The following is a 20,359-nucleotide window of genomic DNA, read 5'->3' on the forward strand; positions in this document are numbered from 1 at the left end:
CTCCACCATGGCGCAAAGACTCTATATCGCCAGTGACCAGCTAATGGTCTTTCATCTCCAAAATGTTCTGGAACAGGCAGGTATTTCTGCCTTGATGCAGAAGGCGGCGGTTGATGTGCCTCAGGAAGAGGGCGCCCCTCTGGCCTGGTACTCCGAACTCTGGGTGTTGCAGGATGGGCAATTGGCTGCAGCGCACCGTTTACTGGAACAGTTTCTTGCCAGTGAAGTCCCCGACGAACCGGTGGGGCTGACATCACTGCACAAACGTCCCCCCTGTCCACCTTCGGCCTTCAGTGCCGAAATCGCCTGACGCACCTCTTCAATCTCATTGCCCGTGCTCGCAATCGCGGGTACAGGGATCGAAGAAAGAAAGCCCTGCTCCCGAAAGGCCAACTCCTGAAGGCAGGTTCTTACAGAAAAGGCGCGATGGCGCGCCCCAGTTGCTGCTCCAGCGACTCTCTCCCCTGAATACCCAAACCGGTGAGCCGTGTCTTATCCAACTGGCAGTCCCGCGGACGCGGCTGGTCGAACTTGGGGGCTGGATCCGGGCTCAGGTGATTGGCGTCGAGTCCGGCAATGGCGGCGAGCTTGAGCGCCAGCTGGTAACGGGTGCAGGCTGTGTCCCCGCTCCAGTGGTAGATCCCCGAGAAGTTCTCCCCGTCGATCGCTCTGGCCAGGCACTGTGCAATTACCTCTGCCACTTCTTCCACGCAAGTAGGAAAGCGGGTAGCCCAGTGGTCCAGGGCCTGGGGTGTCGCATCTCTGAGCGTTTCCAGCAGGGCGGTTACGCCCGATTCTCCAGGGTATTGCACCGGGCCGAAGAGTAGCGGCAGCCTCAGCACCCAGTGGTTGCCGCCATTCAAAACCACGTGCTCGCCGGCCAGTTTGCTGCGGCCATAGAAGTTCAGAGGATTGGGGGTGGCATCTGTCCGATACGGTGGGGCACTGCCATCGAAAACGTAGTCGGTAGAGATGTAGGCCAGTTGAGCGCCGGCCTCCTCGCACAGCTTTGTCAGTGACCCGGTGGCATCGACATTGAGCTGCCAACTGGTCTCGGGGGCGGCGGCGCAGCGGTCCGGCCAGCGCTCCGCGGCACAGTGAATCACTGCGGTGGGCTTTAGGGTGTGGAGGGTTTGCCGCACCGCGTTTTCGTCAGTGAGGTCCATTGGCAACAAGCCGTTGCCAGCGCGGGAGTATGCTGTGCCGGTGACGTGAAACTGTTTATCGGAGCGAAGGCGGGCAAGGACGCTGCGACCGAGGAGGCCGGAGGCGCCGGTGACGAGAACATTCATGGGCGGGACTCCGGCATCGGGACTGGTGGCCTCAGTTGGGGGCAACCGGCGCAGCCGCGGAGGCTGCGCCGGCAGTAAAGACGATATGCCCTTACATTTTCTCCATTACTTCAATGCCGAGCAGATCCAGGCCCGTGGCCAGGGTGCGGGCCACCAGGTCACACAGGCGCAGACGGCTCTGTTTGTCTTCCTCGCTCACGCCCTCCTTCAGTACCGGGCAGGCCTCGTAGAAGGCCATGTACGCACTGGCGAGGTCGTAGAGGTAGGAGCACAGGATATGCGGATAAGTATCGCGCGCCACCTGCTGCAGTACCTCGCCAAACTGGCACAGCTTGATGGCGAGGGCGCGTTCTTCCGGGGTCTTCAGCGTAATGGCACCGGTCAGCTCGGCCGGTTCCACCCCCGCACGGCGGAAGATGCTGCGCACGCGCGTGTAGGCATACTGCAGGTAGGGGGCGGTGTTGCCTTCGAAGCTGAGCATCGCGTCCCAGTTGAAGACGTAGTCGTTGGTGCGGGTTCTGCTGAGGTCGGCGTACTTCACCGCGCCGATACCCACTTTGTGGCCGATCTCGGCGCAGGCTTCTGCACCCAGCTCAGGATTCTTTTCCGCGACCAGCTTCTGGGCGCGCTCGATGGCTTCGTCCAGCAGGGCTGCCAGTTTGACGGTGCCGCCGGTGCGGGTTTTGAACGGCTTGCCGTCCTCGCCCATCATGGTGCCGAAGGCACAGTGCTCGAGGGATACGGAATCCGGCAGGAAGCCCGCCTTGCGCGCGGCAGTGAAAGCCTGCTGCAGGTGCAGGGACTGGCGTGCATCCACCACAATCAGGATGCGGTCCGCATGTAACTTGTTGGCGCGGTAGCGGATACCCGCGAGGTCGGTGGTGGAGTAGAGGTAACCACCGCCCTTTTTCTGGATGATCATCGGGCTGGGGTTGCCTTCCTTATCGGCCATTTCCTCAAGGAAAACCACCACAGCACCCTGATCGCGCACGGCGATGCCCTTGTCCAGCAGTTCTTCCACCAGCACGGGCAGGTCGTCGTTGTAGCGACTTTCGCCATAGACATCGCTGCGCTTCAGGGTGACGTTGAGCTTGTCGTAGATCTCCTCACTGTGGCTGATGGAGATGTCGATGAACTGCTGCCATAGCTTCAGGCACTCGGGATCGCCGCTTTGCAGCTTCACTACGTATTCGCGGGCGCGGTCGTCGAAGCCTTCCTCTTCATCGAAACGGATCTTGGCCTCGCGGTAGAACACTTCCAGGTCGGCCAGGGCCACCTCTGCGTCGTTGTTTTCCAGCTTGTCGGACAGGTGCGCCAGCAGCATACCGAACTGGGTGCCCCAGTCGCCCATATGGTTCTGGCGGATCACCTTGTGGCCCTGGAACTCCAACAGGCGCGCCAGGGCGTCGCCGATGATGGTGGAGCGCAGGTGGCCGACGTGCATCTCCTTGGCCAGGTTGGGGCTGGAGTAGTCGATCACCACGGTTTGCGGCTCGCCCTCAGGGGCGATATTCAGGCGGGAGTCTCGCTCGGCAGTCTCGAGCCGATCTGCCAGCCACTGCTCGCTCAGGTGCAGGTTGATGAAGCCGGGGCCGGCGATCTCTGCCTTCTCGATCATGTCGCCCTTGTCCAGCTGCTCGACAATCTTGGCCGCCAGCTCCCGCGGGTTGGTACCCATGCGCTTGGCTGCGGCCATGGCACCGTTGGCCTGATAATCGCCGAAGCCTGCTTTCTTGGATGGAGCGATTACGGGGCCGCACTGTTCGGGGATTCCGGCGGCGGTCATGGCGGCCTGGACTTTGTCAGAGAGGAGCTGGCGAATATTCATAGGGGGCTGCTGCATTAACTCGTGGAAACGCGGAATTTTAATGGGCCGCGGGGGCTTTGCAACCGGCGCAGTGCCGGCGTCATCGGGGTACAGGGGGCTCAATGGTATGATGCTGGCAAATATAAGGGGGACCTGTGAGCGCAACCACACTCTACTGGCACGATTACGAGACCTGGGGTACCGACCCAGGTGCGGACAAGCCATCCCAGTTCGCCGGCATCCGCACCGACGAGGACCTGAACGTCGTCGGTGAGCCGCTGATGCTCTACTGCAAGCCTGCGGACGACTGCCTGCCACAGCCGATGGCGAGCCTGGTAACCGGTATCAGCCCGCAGCAGGCGCTGGCCGAGGGGGTGCCTGAACTGCAGTTTATCCGCCGTATCCTCGACGAGCTGGGCGCGCCCGGTACCTGCGGTGTGGGCTACAACAGCCTGCGTTTCGATGATGAAGTCACCCGCCACACCCTCTACCGCAACCTGCTCGATCCCTATGAGCGTGAGTGGCGCTCGGGTAACAGCCGCTGGGACATTATCGACATGGTCCGCCTGACCTACGCCCTGCGCCCAGAGGGTATCCAGTGGCCAGAGCGGGAAGGGGGCGTTCCCTCTTTCCGGCTGGAAGAGCTGACCGCGGCCAACGGCATCGCCCACGAAGGGGCGCACGATGCGCTCTCTGATGTGCGTGCCACCATCGACATGGCCCGCCTGATCCGTCTGCGCCAACCACGGCTCTACGACTATGTGTTCCGCCTGCGCAGCAAGCGCGAAGCGGCGGCGATGATCGACCTGCAGGCCCGGAGGCCGCTGCTGCATGTTTCCGGTAAGGTGCCGGCCAGTCAGGGGCACCTCACTTATATACTGCCGCTGGCCGCACACCCGGTGAACCGCAATGCCATCATCGCCGCCAACCTCGCCATGGATCCGGAGCCGATCCTGAGACTCGATGCCGACGCCCTGCGTGACAGGCTGTACACCTCTCGAGACAAGCTGGGGGAGGGTGAGTTACCTGCGGGGCTCAAGCTGATTCACCTGAACCGATGCCCGGTGTTGGCGCCGCCCAATATGCTCGACGACAAACGCGCAGCCGAACTGGGTATCGACAAGGCCGCCTGCGAACAACACTGGCAGGCACTACGGGATGTGGATCTGCGTGAGAAGCTGCAGCAGGTCTTTGTGGATGGGGATTTCCCGGAGCGCGATGTGGAGGCGAGCCTCTACAGTGGTTTCCTGGCGGATCCGGACCGGGATCTCTGTCGGGACCTGCACCGGGCCCTGGAAAGCCGGGGCCCGGAAGCGCTGGCAGCGCCGGTGCCATTTACGGATAAGCGCCTGCCGGAGCTGCTGTTTCGCCTGCGGGCCCGCAATTTCCCGGGCACGCTTTCCGCCGAAGAGCAGCAGCGCTGGCAGGAGTGGCGTTATCGGCGGCTGACGGACCCGGCGGCCGGCGCCAGCATTACACTGGAGCCCTATTTCGAGCAGATCGCCGAGTTGCGGGAGCAGTATCCGGAGAAGATGCAGCTGCTGGATCAGTTGGAAGCCTGGGGAGATGGGTTGCTGGTCTGAACATCGACGGGCAGAAGGGTACGGTGGTCGGTGCCCGCCATTGCCACTTTCGCCGACTTCTTTGGCCCAAGGCATAGGTCAGGTTGCGGGGCGCCGGACACCGCGCTCTTATATTCATGGCCAGTCCTCTTTTTGCAGCACTGTAGTAGGAAATGGCCTGAATGCTAAGGGCCGGGTGCCGGGAACGGCTTTGCGAGACTGTCTGCGAGAGGGATCTCGCAGACAAGCCTACAGGGACGTATTCACGGCGTGTCTCGCACAGCGGTCCCCGGCGGCAGGCCCGCCCCGAGCTATCTTTTAACCGCCCCCACCTGTCCCGCTCGCCCGTGGTCACCTTAAACTGCAACAATATCGGGATGGGCCGGGGGCCGTTTTCCAGTAGAATGCGCCCCGGTAAAGCAAGCGCCGGATGGCGCAGTCAGTGGAGTAGCGATGGACTTTATCGGAGCCAATATCCTTTCTGTCGGCCAGTTCGAGCGGGCCGATATCGACCGCATCTTCGCGGTGGCCGACACCATGGGGCCTTACGCGCGCCGGGAGAAGGTCACCCGTGTTCTTGAGGGTGCCATTCTCGGCAACATGTTCCTGGAGCCGAGTACCCGTACGCGCCTGAGTTTCGGCGCCGCTTTCAACTTGTTGGGCGGCACTGTGCGGGAGACTGTCGGTATCACTGCCAGTGCCATGGCCAAGGGCGAGTCCCTGTACGATACCGCCCGCGTATTGTCCGGTTACAGCGACGTGATCTGCATGCGTCACCCGCAGGCCGGCTCGGTGGCCGAGTTCGCTGCGGCAAGCCGGGTGCCGGTGGTTAATGGCGGTGATGGTGCCAATGAGCACCCGACCCAGGCGCTGCTGGATCTCTACACCATCCGCAAGGAGCTGTCTGGTAACGGGCGTGCGCTCGATGACTTCCGCATCGCCATGATTGGTGACCTCAAGCACGGCCGCACCGTCCACTCCCTGTGCAAGCTCTTGTGCCTGTTCAAGAAGGTCCACCTTGTCTTCGTGTCGCCGCCTGAATTGGCCATGCCCCAGGAGCTGGTAGAGCAGCTGCGGGCAGTTGGTCACACGGTGGAGGTCACAGATCAGCTCGAAAACAGCATCTCCAAAGTGGACATCGTCTATTCCACTCGCATTCAGGAAGAGCGCTTCGCGTCCCAGGAAGAGGCCAATCTGTACCGCGGCCGCTTCCGGTTGAATCGGGAGATCTTTACCCGTTACGCGCAGCCCAACACGGTCATCATGCATCCACTGCCCCGGGACTCGCGCGCCGAGGCCAACGAGCTGGATACCGATCTCAATGAACATCCCAGCCTGGCAATTTTCCGCCAGACCGATAATGGCCTGCTGGTGCGTATGGCCCTGTTCGCCATGCTGCTGGGGGTGGAAGACCAGGTGGACGAGTACTCCTACCCGGTCCGCTGGCAGAGCCGCCGCAACCCGGCCTGATCCGACAGCCCCTGTTCCGCAATAACTGTGGGGCGGGGGCTTTGCACGGTTGATTCTCTCTTAATCACAAGCCCCCGCTTACTTTCCTCCCTCCCTTCTCAGCTTCCTATCCGGCGTAAGTTGGCAACGGTTGGCCATTGTTTCTTACTGTCTGGTGTGCGATCTGCCCACTCAAGGTTATTGCGTTTGCCCGGGTGCAGGGTTAGCGTGCTACCAACAATAAAAGGAAGGCCGATCGTGCGTATTACTGTTTTCTCTTTCCTGCTCTTTTTCGCAGTTTCCTCGGTATCTTTGGCGGCGCCTCGCCAGGCGGCTGTTGCCATGCCTGATCGCTTTAGCGCCGAAGTCGCGAGTGAGGTGCTTGCCAGTGGCGGTAATGCGGTGGATGCAGCCATCGCGGCCCAGTTTGTGCTCGCCGTTACGCTGCCGGAAGCGGGCAATATTGGCGGTGGCGGTTTCATGCTGGTGCACAAGGACGGCGAGCAGTATTTCCTCGACTATCGCGAGATGGCGCCTGCGGCGGCCAGGCGGGATATGTACCTCGATGAAGAGGGCAACGTAATCCCTGACCTCTCCCTCTACGGCGTACTGGCGTCGGGCGTGCCGGGCACGGTTGCCGGCATGTGGCAGGCGCATCAGCGTCACGGCACGAAACCCTGGGCAGAGCTGCTGGCACCTGCAGTGAAACTTGCCGCACAGGGGTTTGCGGTGTCAGCGCCACTGGCACACTATGCAGCGGACTTCGCGCAGGAGGTTGAGGGGAAGCATCCCTCAGTCAACTTTGCCCGTTATTTCGGAGCTATGCAGGCCGGGGAGATATTCCGACAGCCGGAGCTGGCGGCGACGCTGCGTCGTATTCGCGATTTAGGGCCGGATGGCTTTTATCGCGGAGAGACTGCCAAGATCATCGCCTCCTTTATGCGGGAAAACCGCGGGCTGATTACCGAGGCTGATCTCGCCGCGTACGAGGCAAAATGGCGCGATCCCATCGTTGCTGATTGGCGCGATATGCAGGTGGTGTCGGCGGCTCCCCCCAGTTCCGGCGGCATTGCCGTCGTGCAGTGGCTGAAAATGTATGACCGTGCGCTGGCCGCCAATGACCAGCCCGCCCACAACAGCGCTGACTACCTGCATTTGCTGGCGGAGGTGGGCAAGCGTGTATTTGCCGATCGGGCCGAGTACCTGGGTGATCCGGATTTTTACCCGGTGCCGATAAGTGAGCTTTTGGCGGATGAGTACATTGCCAAACGCGCTGGTGAACTGAACCTCGCGGCCATTTCACCGACACCGGCAATCCAGCCGGGTTTGCCGGAGAGTGAGGAAACCACGCATTTTTCCATCGTCGATCAATGGGGCAATGCAGTCTCCAATACCACCACCATCAATCTCGGTTTTGGCAGTGGTGTCGTGGTCGAGGGGGCAGGTTTCCTGCTCAATGACGAGATGGATGATTTCAGTGCCAAGCCGGGGGTGGCCAACGTGTTCGGTGCACTGGGTGGCGAGGCCAACGAAGTGCAGCCGTTCAAGCGTATGCTCTCTTCAATGAGCCCCACCATTGTGTTGCGTGACGGCACGGTAAAAATGGTCACCGGCTCCCCGGGCGGCACCACCATCATCAGCAGCGTGTACCAGTCCATTCTCAATGCGGTGGAATTCGGTATGGATGCGCAACAGGTCGTGGACACGCCACGCTTTCATCACCAGCTGTGGCCGCGGGATGTGATTCGCCACCACGGGGGCCTCGATGCATCGACGCGGGAGAAGCTGCAGGAGATGGGCTACAAGCTGGACCGGCGCGGCTTCGGTGATCTGCAGGTGATCGTGGAGCGGGACGGCCAGCTCGATGCGGCTTCCCAATCCAGCGGGCGCGGCACGGCACGGGTCCTCACAATGGAATGTCTCCTTGAAAGTTGCATGTGACAGCGAGCGTCGCTGAACCGTGTTGCTGAGCGGGGCAAGGTTCCGCCCCGCGGGCTTCGCTGTCGCCAGAGGCTATTTCTGATAACCTGCAACGACCGACATTCTCGCAGCCAGGATTGGTGCCATGCTGAAGTGGATTTCAGAAAGAATGTACCTGCCCAGACGTGGCGTGTTTGCGTTGCTTTTGCTGGGCATTCTCGCTTCGCTGGCGATTGCCCAGCAGGAGCGCACTCCCCACGTCGCAAAGTTTTCCATTGATGGCGCCATTGGTCCTGCCACCACGGACTACCTGGAACGGGCGATGGAAGAGGCCCAGGAGCAGGGCGCTCGTCTGTTCGTGATCCAGATGGACACCCCGGGGGGATTGGACGCCGCCACCCGCGACATCATCCAGAATATTCTCGCCTCAGACATCCCCGTCGCCACCCTGGTCTACCCGGCTGGCAGCCGAGCGGCCAGTGCGGGCACCTATATCCTCTATGCCAGCCACGTGGCGGCGATGGCCCCCTCGACCACCCTCGGTGCTGCCACTCCGGTGCAGATGGGCGGTGCTCCCGGACAGCCGCAACCAGGCCAGCAGCCCGGGCAGGAACCAGGTGCGGGCAGTGGCGCTGCAGAGCGTTCGAATCAGGAAGGCGACGGAGACAAGTCCGAAGGTGACACGAAAACAGACAACGCCGGGAAATCGGAAGAAAGCCCAGCGCCCAAACCCGGTAGTGCGATGGAGCGCAAGGTCATCAATGACTCGGTTGCCTATATCCGTGGTCTCGCCAACCGCTATGGTCGCAATGCCGACTGGGCGGAGAAAGCGGTGCGGGAAGCCGCCACGCTGACAGCGCGGGAGGCCCTCGAAGAAAACGTGATCGATATCGTTGCCAAGAACCCCGAGGATCTCATCGCGCAACTGGCCGGGCGCAAAGTCCAGCTGGAATCCGGTGAGGTCACTGTACAGGAGGATATTGCCGAGCTGCCGCTGCGCGAGTACGAGCCGGACTGGCGCAATGAGCTGCTGGCGCTGATCACCAATCCCCAGGTGGCCTATATTCTCTTGCTGGTCGGTATCTATGGACTCATCTTCGAAGGCTATAACCCGGGTGCCCTAGTGCCGGGTATCGTCGGCGTCATCTGCCTGTTGCTGGCTTTCTACGCTTTGCAGGTACTACCGATCAACTATGCCGGTCTGGCGCTGATTATCGTGGGAGCATTGCTGATCGTTGCCGAGGTCTTTATGCCCAGCTTCGGTGCCCTGGGCATCGGCGGGGTGATCGCGCTGGTGATCGGTTCGGTAATGCTGATCGACAGCGATGTACCCGGTATGCAGGTCTCCCGCAAACTGATCGGTGCCGTGGCCGGTGTCAGCGGTCTCGCCATGCTGGGGCTACTGATGGCGGTGGGGCGCAGCCTGCGCCAGCCCAGGGTGGCCAGTGACCTGGCAATGGTTGGACGCACTGCCACGGTGAAGTCGGTGGAGAAAGACGAGGTCCTGGTGATGATCGGTGGGGAGATCTGGAGCGCCCACTGTGACGTGGATCTGGTGCCTGGGCAGCACGTGAAGGTCGTAGCAGAGCAGGGTCTTTGGCTGCAGGTAGAGCCCGAGTAATCGCCCTGGTAAGGCGATATGGAATAACAGCAACAAGGGAGTGAAGTCATGGTGAGTTATTTTCTGGGGTTGTTGATCGCAGCCATCGCGCTGCTGCTGATGTATGCGATCCGCATCCTGCGTGAATACGAGCGCGCGGTGGTGTTTTTTCTCGGCCGCTTTCAGGCGGTGAAGGGACCGGGCCTGATCATCATCATCCCGATTATCCAGACCATGGAACGGGTGGACCTGCGTACCGTGGTGATGGATGTGCCGACCCAGGATGTCATCAGCCGGGACAACGTGTCGGTGAAGGTGAATGCGGTAGTCTACTACCGGGTGATTGATCCCCAATCAGCCATCATCAACGTGGAGAATTACCACGAGGCAGTGAGCCAGCTGTCCCAGACCACCCTGCGCTCGGTACTCGGTAAACATGAGCTGGACGAAATGCTGTCGGAGCGCGATAAGCTCAATGTGGATATTCAGAAAATCCTCGATGAGCAGACTGACGCCTGGGGTGTGAAAGTGACCAACGTCGAGATCAAGCACATCGACCTGGACGAGAGTATGATCCGCGCCATCGCCCGACAGGCAGAAGCCGAGCGCTCCCGTCGCGCCAAGGTGATTCACGCGGAAGGTGAGGCTCAGGCGGCAATGAAGCTGACTGAGGCTGCGGACGAGCTGTCGAAGAACTCCAATGCGATCACCCTGCGCTATATGCAGACGCTGATCGATATCGCCGGTGAGCAGAATTCCACAATTGTCTTCCCGCTACCTCTAGACTTGATCGAGCCGATGATCAAAAAAGTGGCCGGGGAGAAATCCTGAGCCGAGCTCGAGGAGGTAACCGATGGAGCTGGACCTGGCGCAGTTCAACCGCGCATTTTTACTGTTACTGGTCCTGCTCAACCCGTTTATCCTCAGTGTCTACCTGCTCGACCTGATTCGCGGCCTGGAACTGAAGGTCTTTTCGGGCTTGTTGCTCCGAGCCTTCCTGATCAGTCTCTCTGTATTTCTCCTGTTTGCCTGGTTCGGCGAGAAGATCTTCGATGACGTGCTGCAGGTGCGTTTTCTCGCTTTCCTGATTTTCGGTGGTATCACCTTCCTGATCATTGGTATTCGCCTGACGCTGGGGGTGGGGGCACCCATACAGTCCATCAACCTGCATTCCCAGGAGGTGGCTGGGGCGATCGCCATGCCGTTTATTGTCGGGCCGGGCACCATCAGTGCCAGTGTTCTCGCGGGCAGTAGGCTTGGCGCTGCCGGAGGCTCCCTGGCGATTACCATGGCGATGGCGATTGCGCTGATCTCTCTGATTCTGCTGAAAGTGCTCTACGACTGGGTGCAGACCCGGCATGAGCGCTATGTGCGTAAATATGTGGAGGTGGCGGGCAGGATTACTGCGCTGTTCACCGGCTCCTTTGCCATCGATATGATTCTGAAGGGGATCGAGCGCTGGCTGGCGCTCATTAAGGAGACTGGGCTGCCCATGACGTGAGCAGCCCACAGGTATTGCTGGAGAACGATGGCCCCATCGTCCGAGGGATGATTGCTAGAACAGGCGGGCCAGCAGCTCGCGGCTTGATCCGTCCCATTCTGCGGGTGCCTCTTTGCCAATGGCATCATGCACCGCATTGCCCAGCAACTTGCCAAGCTCCACGCCCCATTGGTCGAAGGGGTTGATGCCCAGCAGGCAGCCCATGGTGAACACCTTGTGCTCGTAGAGTGCCAGTAGCGCACCCAGGTGATACGGATCCAGCTTTTCCACGATCAGGGTGTTGCTCGGGCGGTTGCCGGGGATGGCCTTGTGGGGCGCCAGAGCATGGGCCTCGCGGTGGGTATAGCCCTGCTGTTCCAGTTCCTCCCGTGCTTCCTGTTGGCTCTTGCCCTGCAACAGTGCCTGACTCTGGCTGATACAGCAGGCCAGCAGCCAGCGGTGCTGCTCCACCAGCTCCGAGGTGGGCTGCTTGATGGCAATGAAGTCGGCCGGGATCATGTCCGTCCCCTGGTGCAGCAGCTGGTGGAAAGAGTGCTGGCCGTTGCTGCCTTCGGTACCCCAGATCACGCTGCCAGTCGGATAGGGTAATTGGTGCCCATCGCGGTCGACGCCCTTGCCGAGGCTCTCCATATCCAGCTGCTGCAACCATGCCGGGAATTTTGCCAGCCTCTGTGCATAGGGCAGGACAACCTGGCTGCCGGTCTGCCAGCACTGGCGATACCAGAAGTGGATCAGAGCCATCAGTACCGGCAGGCTTTCAGAGAAGGGCGCCTCTGCGAAGTGGCTGTCCATGGCGTTGGCACCGGCCAGCAGCTGCTCGTAAGCATCGAAGCCACAGCCCAGGGCGATGGGCAGGCCGATTGCAGACCACAGGGAGTAGCGACCGCCAACCCAGCTCCACATGGGAAAAATATTTTCTGCCGCGATACCAAAATCCTGCGCCGCAACAATGTTGCTGCTGACGGCAACGAAGTGCTGGGCGAGCTGATCCTCACGACAGCCGGCATCCAGCATCCACTGGCGTGCTGACAGCGCATTCTGGCGCGTCTCCAGGGTGGAGAAAGACTTGGAAGCAACAATAAACAGTGTGTTTTCCGGCGGCAGTGTGGCGAGGGTATCACTCAGGTCGGCGCCATCGATATTGGCGACAAAGTGCACGGAAAGATCCGGGCGGTCCCAGGGGCGCAGGGCCTCCATCACCATTCGCGGGCCCAGGTCCGACCCGCCGATACCGATGTTCACCACATGCCGAATGGGCTCGCCGGTGTAGCCGGTCCACTGCTTGCTGTGCACCTGTTCGACAAAACGGCGCATCTGAGCGCGGCAGTCGGCCACCGCCTGCTCGTGTTCAGTGGCGGGTTTGCCCTGAAAACGCAGGGCCGTGTGGAGCGCGGGGCGGTGTTCGGTATTGTTGACGGTTGCGCCGGATAACAGGTCTTCAATCTGCTTTCGGAGATCGACTTCCTCGGTCAGGCCCAGCAGCAACTCCAGGGTTTCCTCCCGCAAGTGATTCTTGCTGAAGTCCAGATAGATCCCGGCTGCATCAGCGCTGAAACGCGTTGCCCTGTCAGGGGAGGTGGAGAACAGGTCGCGAAGGGACCACTTGTGCTTTTCCTGATGGGATTGCAACCGGGCGATGGCTGCGGTGCGGTCAACCGTCGGAGTTTCGGAGGTCATGATAATTCTTGATTATTGCTGCTTGAATGATGGTCGCGGCTTTTAGCCGCCACTAGGGTGCTCAATGCTAGCGGGATTTTGGGGGGGGAGCCAGCGGGCGAGAGTTTCTGGTAGGGTAAAATAGCAAATGCCGCTTTGGAAAGCGGCATTGCTAGTTTGAACAGGTCTCGTAAAGACCTTTCAGGAAAACTGCGAGAGTAACCTGAAAAGTTTCCTTACTTGACCACTTTCATGCAGCGAACGTCGTCGGATGCCATCCAGCAATCCGCGTCAGCCGGGCACGCCATTGAAAGCGGAATCTGCTCAGAGCCCGGAGGACAGGATGCCGGCGGTGTTGGCGCTGCACAGCATCCTGCCAGAACCAGTGCACTGATAATTCCGAGTAAGTACTTGGCTGGAGTGAAATTCATCCCCTAACTCCTTTCCGTTGATGTTAGCTATCAGCATAGCCAATAAAACGTCACCTGTTTGGTCAGCTTTGTAAAAATATTTTCTACAAAGATACCGCCCTTTGGAGTGTAATAGGCACGCGGTTTAAATAGCCGCCAAGGGGTAACTCTGGGTTATTCCAGCGCCAGTTTGTCGCTTAAAAACACCTAAATTTAAGGGGTTTCCTGCCAGAACTGACCGGGCTCCATTGCGGGGCGCTGAAAATTTAATTTTTTGGCTTCGCGCAAAAAATGCGCAGAAAAAAATCAGAGAGTTTTTGCGTCAGGCAGGTGCGGCACCAAACTTTTTAGTTTCGATTGCACCGCTGCAAAGATAGTTGCTTGGCGGGTTTGTGGCAGCCTGAAAATCAGGGTGAAAGGCACGAGGACCGGAGAATTCAGTGCCGCGGTTCAGTGAACCGGGCCGCTGCCATGCAGAAACTTGCCAAATGCGGTGGCAACACTTTCCGGGCGCTCGGGGTCCCGCACTGCATCGAGGATCGCGCTGCGCACCGCCGGCAGGTACATCAGGTCACTGAGCAGCAGGTTGAAGGTGTTCTGGCTCTGGGTGCAGGAAAGGGCCTTGAGCCAGAGGGCGGTAAGTTCGCTACTTTCGAGATCATCGGCACACCGGCTGCCGATGGCCGCCAGGGTTTCACCGTCGCTCGCCGCCTTGGAGGTGAGCAGGTCTTGCAGGAAGTCCTGTCGCAATCCCCTGGCGACCGAATGGGACAGACCTCGCACTGCAGCAGCAATCTCCGCCCGGTTGCCATCCTCATTCGCCATGACCTGACGCCCGCGATCGGCGATGACGCCGGCAATACGGTGATCGATGACCTCGCTCTCCAGGCACTGGCACAGGGTAATAAATACCGGTCCGGCGAGCTCCGGGATGCGGCGCTCGAGCAGATCCCGGTGCTCCTCCCAGCGGGCCGCGAGATCAGCAATTCCCTGAAGCGCTAGCTGGTCCCAGGCGACTCGCTCCGGGGCCTCGAAATACGCGAGTGTTTTTGCAAAGTGCTCACTGGTCGGACGCTTGAGCAGGAGGGATGAGCGGGCATGAAACGAGGCCTGCCGCTCGGGCGCCGGCTCAAATAGCAGGCCGCTGGCCTGCAGTGCCGCATCGAGAGCTTCGGCCGGAGCCTGTTTCTCCTGTGCTTCACCACTGGTCTTCAGGGCCAGGTTCAGGCGACGCAGGAAGCCGTCGCGCACTGGCAGCTGAAGTTTGCCCTGCTCGTCCAGCGGCAGGCGTAAAAACCACACCACTGGCTCGCCACCTTCGCGGGGCCAGAGCAGGAGCCCGGTCCAGGCGTGGCGAAGGTAGGGAAAAGGCCAGGGTGCCACGCCGGCCTCGAATGCTTCGGCGTCGGCTCGCGAGACGAGTCGTACCCGCCGGCCAAGGTCGAACCAGCGCAGCCTGAAGTCCGCTTCTTCTATCAGTGCACTCAGGGTTCCCGCGTTGCTCATGCGCGTTTGAGCTCTCCTTCGGCGTCAGTGATGTCTTCCTTTGCCAGTGGCATCTGCTTGAAGTGGAACCAGCCATAGGCGATCGCCAGCAGCGGGCACAACAGGTTGAAGATGGCAAAGGGAGCGTAGGTGAAAGTGGCGATACCCAGTGTGGCGCTCATATAGGCACCACAGGTGTTCCAGGGGATCAGCACCGAGGTGATGGTGCCCGAGTCCTCCAGGGTTCGGGACAGGTTGAGTCCGTGCAAGCCCTTCTCGGTATAGGCCTCGCGGAACATGCGGCCGGGGATGATGATCGCCATGTACTGGTCGCCCGCTGCCGCGTTCATACCGAAGCATGTGAGTACAGTGGAGCTGATCAGGCCGCCGACGGTCTTCACTCTCGACAGGGCCCAGTCGACGATGCGCTCCAGGAATCCGGCGCGCTCCATAGCGCCGCCAAACGCCATGGCGGAGACGATCAACCAGACGGTATTGAGCATGCTGCTCATACCGCCCTTGGAAAGCAGTGCCGCCACATTCTCATTGGTGGAGGTGGATTTATAGCCGTCGAAGAGGCTGTACCAGGCGCCCTTGAGGCCCGCCAGCGCGCCTTCACCGCCGCCGAGGCGTCGGGCGGTTTCCGATTCGAACACCAGGGCAATGGCGCAGCCCACCAGGGCGCCGATGATCAGGGTCGGATAGGCCGGTATCTTGCGCCAGGCCATGAACAGTAGCAGCGCCAGGGGTAGCAGGCTGACCAGTGAAATATTGAACTCCGCTGTCAGGGCATCCAGCAGCGCCTGGATATCCGAGGCGGATGCATTGCCGGTGTCCGAAGCCAGACCGATCACGGCGAATACCACCAGGGCGATGACAAAGGCCGGCATGGTGGTCCACAGCATATGGCGGATATGCAGGAACAGATCGTTGGAGGTCACGGCCGCGGCCACATTGGTGGTGTCTGACAGCGGCGACATCTTGTCACCAAAATAGGCGCCAGAGATGACCGCACCGGCAGTGACTGCCGGAGACAGGCCCAGGGCGGCGGCGATACCCATCAGGGCAACACCCAGTGTGCCGGCTGTGGTCCAGCTGGAACCGATACTGAGACCGACGATGGCGCAGATGATGCAGCTGGCTGCATAGAACCACTGCGGCGACAGAATCTGTACCCCGTAATAGATCATCGACGGTACCGTACCGGCCAGGATCCAGCTGCCGATCAGTGCCCCGACTGCCAGCAGGATCAGGATGGCGCCGAAGACCAGGCCGATGCCGTGCAGCATGCCGCCTTCCATGTCCTCCCAGGTGCGGCCGTTTTTCATGCCCATCAGCGCGGCGACGCCGGCACAGAGCAGCAGGGCGATCTGGTTGGGGCCGTAGGAGGAGTCGGCTCCAAAGAAGTAGACCGACAGGGACAAAAGGGCGATCAGTATGCCCAGTGGAATCAGGGAGTCACGCAGGCTGGGCTTGCGGGGCTCGTAGGGGGTGTCTGGCTGGCTCAAGCTTTACTCCTGCTCTGTTGCGGTGCCCGGCGTGGCGGGCTCGTTATCGTTGTTCTCGGCGTCTGAGCGCAAACAAGCGGGTTATTCTCCCGGCTGCGCCGCCGCCTGTCCACACCGGGCGGTCGAGTCGGGCACTGGCAGTTCCCTTGCGGTTCCGGTATGTTCTGCGCCGGCGCGGCCCTGGCCGCCGATCGCGTGCCGTCCGGATGCCGGGCGGCTAGGATCAGGTAAGAAGAAGCCCAGAGTGCTGATTCACGGCACCGCAGTAGGCAGGTAAGTGATTCCATGAGAGCAAGTGAGTTGGATCCCGCCCAGTTCGAGGATATGCGCCCGTACCGTGACGACGAGGTACGCGAGGCCCTCGACCGTATGATCGCGGACCCCGAGATGTCCCACGCGGCCGCCCATTTCCTGGTGCCGAAGCTGGCCAAGTTGGAGGGGCCGATCGCCTGGCTGGTAAGGCAGTTCCTGCGCTTTGAGTTCCGCAAGGCCCACGACGTGCGCGGCGTGCAGGAGGTGGTGGCCAAGTATATGGACATGGTGGTCAACCGCACCAGCGATGGGCTGACCATCTCCGGCCTGGACACCCTGCCCAAGGATCGCGCCTGCCTGTTCGTCAGTAATCACCGCGATATCGCCATGGATCCGGCGCTCTCCATTCTGTCCATGTATAAGGAAGGGCACGAGACATCCCGAATTGCCATCGGCGACAACCTGCTCAGCAAGCAGTTTGCCACTGATATCATGAAGCTGAACAAGTGCTTCACCGTCAAGCGCAAGTCCAGTAACCGGCGCGAGAAGCTGGCGGCAGCTACCCAGCTGTCTAACTACATCTACCACTCGGTAGTGAACGACAACGAGCATGTGTGGATTGCCCAGCGCTCCGGACGTGCCAAGGACGGGCTGGACCGGACCAACCCGGCCCTGTGTGCCATGTTCGCCATGACCAAGGACAAGGAAACCTCGTTTGCTGAGTTCTGGCGCAAGCTGCACATCGTGCCACTGTCGATTTCCTATGAGTGGGACCCCTGCGACATGCAGAAAGCGCGGCAGATCTACTTCGAGGCAAACCCCGAGGGCTACAACAAGAGCAAGCATGAGGACCTGAAGTCCATTGCCAAGGGCGTGGTGGGTCAGAAAGGCCATGTACACGCTGCCTTCGGTACGCCCATCGAGGGCGATTACCATGATGTGTCCACTCTTGCAGAAGAGATTGATCGCCAGATTATCGGCAACTACGTCCTGCATCCCACCAACCTGATCGCCTACGAAATGCTCTACGGTGAGGCGCCAGACCTGCCGGTCTCATGGCCACCGCGGGAGTGGCGGCCGGACGAGCACCGGGAGATCCGGCAGAAGTTCGAGGAGCGCATGGATCGTATGGATGAGCGCTGGCGCAGGCAGGCCATTCAGTCCTACGCCAACCCGGTGGTTTCCAAGCTCGCCTACGAATAATCCCCACCGCGTGCCGTTCGAGCGCGCGGTGGGACCGTTGAATCGGTTACCATTGCGCGTCTTCCGTCTCAACCAGCGTGCCGGCGTTCCCAGTGCTAACCGATCAACAAAAGAAATCCATTCAAACTGCCTACAGTCAGTTCCTGGCCGGCCGTTCTCTCAAGGCGCGCTACGGCCAAAAGCTGATGGTGGCCGCGATCGCGCGCACGATCGGCAGCATTGCCCAGGATGGTGCCGGTGAGCGGGATCACGGCAAAACTGACGGCGAGCATATCTGTGTGGTGGAGGCCGGAACCGGTACGGGCAAGACCGTTGCCTACCTGCTCGCTGCCATCCCCCTGGCCCAGGCCCACGACAAGACGCTGGTGGTGTCCACCGCCACCGTGGCCCTGCAAGAACAGATCATCCACAAGGACCTTCCCGAGGTGGCTCGCCACAGTGGCCTGAAGTTCGATTTCAGCCTGGCCAAGGGGCGCGGTCGCTACCTCTGCCTGAGCAAGCTGGACCAGCTGTTGACCGAGTTCAGCGGTAACGGCATCGGCACCAGCATGGGGCTGTACGAGGATGAGCTGCCGCAGATCGGCGAGGACAGCGCGAATCTCTACCGCGATATGGCCGACAAGCTGGCCACCGGTAAGTGGGACGGCGACCGCGATAACTGGTCCGATACCATCGAGGTCGAAGACTGGGGCCGGGTTACCACCGACCACCGCCAGTGCAGCGGCCGCCGCTGTCCCCATGTGACCAATTGCAGTTTCTTCCGCGCCAGGGAGAGCCTTGGCAAAACCCGGGTGATCGTCGCCAACCACGACCTGCTGCTGGCAGATCTGGCGCTCGGCGGCGGCGCCATTCTGCCGCCACCGGAAGAGTGCATTTACGTGCTCGACGAGGCCCATCACCTGCCGGATAAGGCCCTCAACCACTTTTCCCATCACAGCCGGGTGGGCGCCTCCACTGGCTGGCTCGATCAGGCCAACAAGAACCTGGGCCAGATGCTGGGCGAAATCGGCGATGGCGCCGAGATCGATCGCTGCGGCGAGCAGCTGCCGGCGCTGCTCACTTCCGCCAAGCAGGGGCTGGAGCAGATGTGGCCGCTGATTGAGGAGCTGTGTGAATTCGAGGATGAGCGCGGCAATACGGTTCGCCACCGCTTCGAGGGCGGTGTGGTGCCCGAGTCCCTGATGCAGCTGGCCGAGAAGCTGCGGGAAGATTTCGACGAGCTGGAAGCGCTACTGGGCAAGATGCTGCAGGCCGCCCAGCGGCTGCTGGACGACCCGCATTCGCCCGTACCGGCGGTGGATCTTGAGCGCTGGTATCCGCAGTTGGGTAGCTGGTATGGCCGCGCTGAGGCAAACCTGCAGCTCTGGGCCAACTATGCCCGCCCTGACGCCGAGGGCGCCCTGCCACAGGCCCGCTGGGTGACACTGGTGGACTGGGGTGGCTCCATGGACTTCGAGGTGTGCAGTTCCCCGATCCTCGCCGGCAAGACCCTCGAGTACAGCCTGTGGCGGCGTTGCTTTGGCGCTGTGCTGACCTCGGCCACACTGACCGCGCTGGGCCGCTTCGATCGCCTCAAGATGCGGGCCGGTACACCGGACAACGCTTGCTATGAAGTGGTGCCGAGTCCGTTTGATTTTTCCCGGGCCAAGTTGCAGGTGCCCGCCAGTGCGGTGGACGCGGGCGACGCGGATGCTCATACCAATGCGCTGGTCGACTCCCTGCCGGGGCTGTTGGAGGGGGAGGGCGGCGCTCTGGTGCTCTTCTCTTCGCGCCGGCAGATGGAAACTGTCTACGAATCCCTGCCCGGTACCTGGCACAATCGCATCCTGATGCAGGGGCAGCAGTCGCGCCAGCGGCTGCTGGAGTTGCACCGTGAGGCGGTCGACGGTGGCACCGGCAGCGTGCTGTTCGGCCTTGCCAGCTTTGCAGAGGGCGTGGACCTGCCGGGCAATTACTGTCGTCATGTGGTGATTGCCAAGCTGCCCTTCGCGGTGCCTGACGACCCGATTGAAGCGGCACTGGCGGAGTGGATTGAGGCGCGTGGCGGCAATCCGTTTATGCAGATCACCGTGCCGGATGCCGCGCTCAAGCTGGTGCAGGCCTGCGGACGCCTACTGCGGGCGGAGGGAGACGAGGGCATGATTACCCTGCTGGACCGTCGGATTGTGACCCGTCGCTACGGTCGCGCCATCCTGGATTCGCTGCCGCCGTTCACGCGCCATATCGTATAAGTGTTAAGAAGGCCTGCAATCTGGCGGGCGCCCCGACACGGAGTAGCTGATGCAATCGATTTACCTGGAAGTCGCTGACCAACTGTTGCAGCTTGAAATGGAGCTGCGCCGACAGAACCTCTGGCAGGCTGAGCCGCCGGCGCCGGAAGCCCTGGCCAGTACCGAACCTTTCTGTGTCGACACCCTTTCCCTGCCGCAGTGGTTGCAGTTTGTCTTCCTGCCGCGGATGAGCCAGCTGATTGAACTGGAGCAGCCTCTGCCGCGGCAATGTGGGATTGCGCCCATCGCCGAGGAATTCTTCCGCAATACTGGGGGCGGCGAGCCCCTGATCACCCTGCTGGCAGACATCGATACCCTTCTGCAGCAGGGCTGAAGCGGCCCGGAGGCCATGGCCTCCGGTCTATACTCCCCTCTCGATTTCCCGTTCTGGAACATGTCAGTCCTGACATGTGACGATGCCCGGACAGTCGGTCGCTGTTCAGG

Annotated in this window: 15 protein-coding genes; 10 read left to right on the forward strand and 5 right to left on the reverse strand. The window is 61.1% G+C overall.

Going from position 1 to position 20,359, the window contains the following annotated elements; translation table 11 throughout:
- Positions 1-7: 7 nt before the first annotated feature.
- Complete coding sequence (locus tag AUP74_RS08990) at positions 8-310, forward strand: hypothetical protein (protein ID WP_069947282.1); 303 nt, start codon at positions 8-10, stop codon at positions 308-310.
- A 100-nt stretch (positions 311-410) separates the two neighbouring features.
- Here AUP74_RS08990 and AUP74_RS08995 read toward each other — a convergent pair whose 3' ends face one another.
- Complete coding sequence (locus AUP74_RS08995; protein ID WP_069947283.1) at positions 411-1,292, reverse strand: dTDP-4-dehydrorhamnose reductase family protein; 882 nt, start codon at positions 1,290-1,292, stop codon at positions 411-413.
- A gap of 91 nt (positions 1,293-1,383) precedes the next feature.
- The gene (gene argS / locus AUP74_RS09000; RefSeq protein WP_069947284.1) at positions 1,384-3,120 is read right to left on the reverse strand and encodes an arginine--tRNA ligase; all 1,737 of its coding nucleotides are present in this window, start codon (positions 3,118-3,120) and stop codon (positions 1,384-1,386) included.
- Between the two features lie 134 nt (positions 3,121-3,254).
- Between argS and sbcB the strand changes: the two genes are divergently transcribed.
- From sbcB to AUP74_RS09030, 6 genes are all read left to right on the forward strand, one after another.
- On the forward strand, positions 3,255-4,682 hold the full coding sequence (gene sbcB / locus AUP74_RS09005) for an exodeoxyribonuclease I (protein ID WP_069947285.1): 1,428 nt from the start codon (positions 3,255-3,257) through the stop codon (positions 4,680-4,682).
- A gap of 432 nt (positions 4,683-5,114) precedes the next feature.
- Positions 5,115-6,131: an aspartate carbamoyltransferase gene (locus AUP74_RS09010; protein ID WP_069947286.1), complete on the forward strand. Its 1,017-nt coding sequence runs from the start codon at positions 5,115-5,117 to the stop codon at positions 6,129-6,131.
- A gap of 321 nt (positions 6,132-6,452) precedes the next feature.
- A complete protein-coding gene (gene ggt / locus AUP74_RS09015) occupies positions 6,453-8,051 on the forward strand; it encodes a gamma-glutamyltransferase (RefSeq protein ID WP_083261107.1) in 1,599 nt (532 codons plus the stop codon).
- A gap of 124 nt (positions 8,052-8,175) precedes the next feature.
- Positions 8,176-9,651 (forward strand): NfeD family protein, encoded by a 1,476-nt coding sequence (locus AUP74_RS09020; RefSeq protein WP_069947287.1) that lies wholly within the window; start codon positions 8,176-8,178, stop codon positions 9,649-9,651.
- 48 nt (positions 9,652-9,699) lie between these two features.
- Positions 9,700-10,461, forward strand: coding sequence for a slipin family protein (locus AUP74_RS09025; RefSeq protein ID WP_069947288.1), 762 nt, complete (start codon positions 9,700-9,702; stop codon positions 10,459-10,461).
- A gap of 22 nt (positions 10,462-10,483) precedes the next feature.
- The gene (locus AUP74_RS09030; protein ID WP_069947289.1) at positions 10,484-11,131 is read left to right on the forward strand and encodes a MarC family protein; all 648 of its coding nucleotides are present in this window, start codon (positions 10,484-10,486) and stop codon (positions 11,129-11,131) included.
- A gap of 54 nt (positions 11,132-11,185) precedes the next feature.
- Here the strand turns inward: AUP74_RS09030 and pgi are convergent, their stop codons facing one another.
- From pgi to nhaC, 3 genes are all read right to left on the reverse strand, one after another.
- Positions 11,186-12,808 carry a glucose-6-phosphate isomerase gene (pgi, locus tag AUP74_RS09035; RefSeq protein ID WP_069947290.1) on the reverse strand — a complete coding sequence of 541 codons (1,623 nt, stop codon included), beginning with the start codon at positions 12,806-12,808 and terminating at the stop codon, positions 11,186-11,188.
- 839 nt (positions 12,809-13,647) lie between these two features.
- Positions 13,648-14,703 (reverse strand): DUF3549 family protein, encoded by a 1,056-nt coding sequence (locus AUP74_RS09040; protein ID WP_069947291.1) that lies wholly within the window; start codon positions 14,701-14,703, stop codon positions 13,648-13,650.
- Complete coding sequence (gene nhaC, locus AUP74_RS09045; protein WP_069947292.1) at positions 14,700-16,190, reverse strand: Na+/H+ antiporter NhaC; 1,491 nt, start codon at positions 16,188-16,190, stop codon at positions 14,700-14,702. Before nhaC ends, AUP74_RS09040 begins: the two co-directional genes overlap by 4 nt.
- Before the next feature lie 285 nt (positions 16,191-16,475).
- On the opposite strand from nhaC, the gene AUP74_RS09050 reads away from it, so the two are divergent.
- From AUP74_RS09050 to AUP74_RS09060, 3 genes are all read left to right on the forward strand, one after another.
- Entirely contained in the window at positions 16,476-17,645 is a 1,170-nt protein-coding gene (locus tag AUP74_RS09050; protein WP_069947293.1) for a 1-acyl-sn-glycerol-3-phosphate acyltransferase, read from the forward strand.
- A gap of 92 nt (positions 17,646-17,737) precedes the next feature.
- Positions 17,738-19,876 carry an ATP-dependent DNA helicase DinG gene (dinG, locus tag AUP74_RS09055; RefSeq protein WP_069947294.1) on the forward strand — a complete coding sequence of 713 codons (2,139 nt, stop codon included), beginning with the start codon at positions 17,738-17,740 and terminating at the stop codon, positions 19,874-19,876.
- 49 nt (positions 19,877-19,925) lie between these two features.
- Positions 19,926-20,249, forward strand: a complete 324-nt coding sequence (locus AUP74_RS09060; RefSeq protein WP_069947295.1) for a YqcC family protein — start codon at positions 19,926-19,928, stop codon at positions 20,247-20,249.
- Positions 20,250-20,359: the final 110 nt, after the last annotated feature.

It is taken from the genome of Microbulbifer aggregans (assembly GCF_001750105.1).
Classification (GTDB): Bacteria; Pseudomonadota; Gammaproteobacteria; order Pseudomonadales; family Cellvibrionaceae; genus Microbulbifer; species Microbulbifer aggregans.

Coding starts and splice junctions, on each gene's coding strand:
- AUP74_RS09030 (WP_069947289.1), top strand. CDS start 10,484: ATGGAGCTGGACCTGGCGCAGTTCAACCGCGCATTTTTACTGTTACTG.
- AUP74_RS08990 (WP_069947282.1), top strand. CDS start 8: ATGGCGCAAAGACTCTATATCGCCAGTGACCAGCTAATGGTCTTTCAT.
- argS (WP_069947284.1), bottom strand. CDS start 3,120: ATGAATATTCGCCAGCTCCTCTCTGACAAAGTCCAGGCCGCCATGACC.
- AUP74_RS09010 (WP_069947286.1), top strand. CDS start 5,115: ATGGACTTTATCGGAGCCAATATCCTTTCTGTCGGCCAGTTCGAGCGG.
- ggt (WP_083261107.1), top strand. CDS start 6,453: ATGCCTGATCGCTTTAGCGCCGAAGTCGCGAGTGAGGTGCTTGCCAGT.
- AUP74_RS09050 (WP_069947293.1), top strand. CDS start 16,476: ATGAGAGCAAGTGAGTTGGATCCCGCCCAGTTCGAGGATATGCGCCCG.
- AUP74_RS08995 (WP_069947283.1), bottom strand. CDS start 1,292: ATGAATGTTCTCGTCACCGGCGCCTCCGGCCTCCTCGGTCGCAGCGTC.
- AUP74_RS09060 (WP_069947295.1), top strand. CDS start 19,926: ATGCAATCGATTTACCTGGAAGTCGCTGACCAACTGTTGCAGCTTGAA.
- pgi (WP_069947290.1), bottom strand. CDS start 12,808: ATGACCTCCGAAACTCCGACGGTTGACCGCACCGCAGCCATCGCCCGG.
- AUP74_RS09020 (WP_069947287.1), top strand. CDS start 8,176: ATGCTGAAGTGGATTTCAGAAAGAATGTACCTGCCCAGACGTGGCGTG.
- AUP74_RS09040 (WP_069947291.1), bottom strand. CDS start 14,703: ATGAGCAACGCGGGAACCCTGAGTGCACTGATAGAAGAAGCGGACTTC.
- AUP74_RS09025 (WP_069947288.1), top strand. CDS start 9,700: ATGGTGAGTTATTTTCTGGGGTTGTTGATCGCAGCCATCGCGCTGCTG.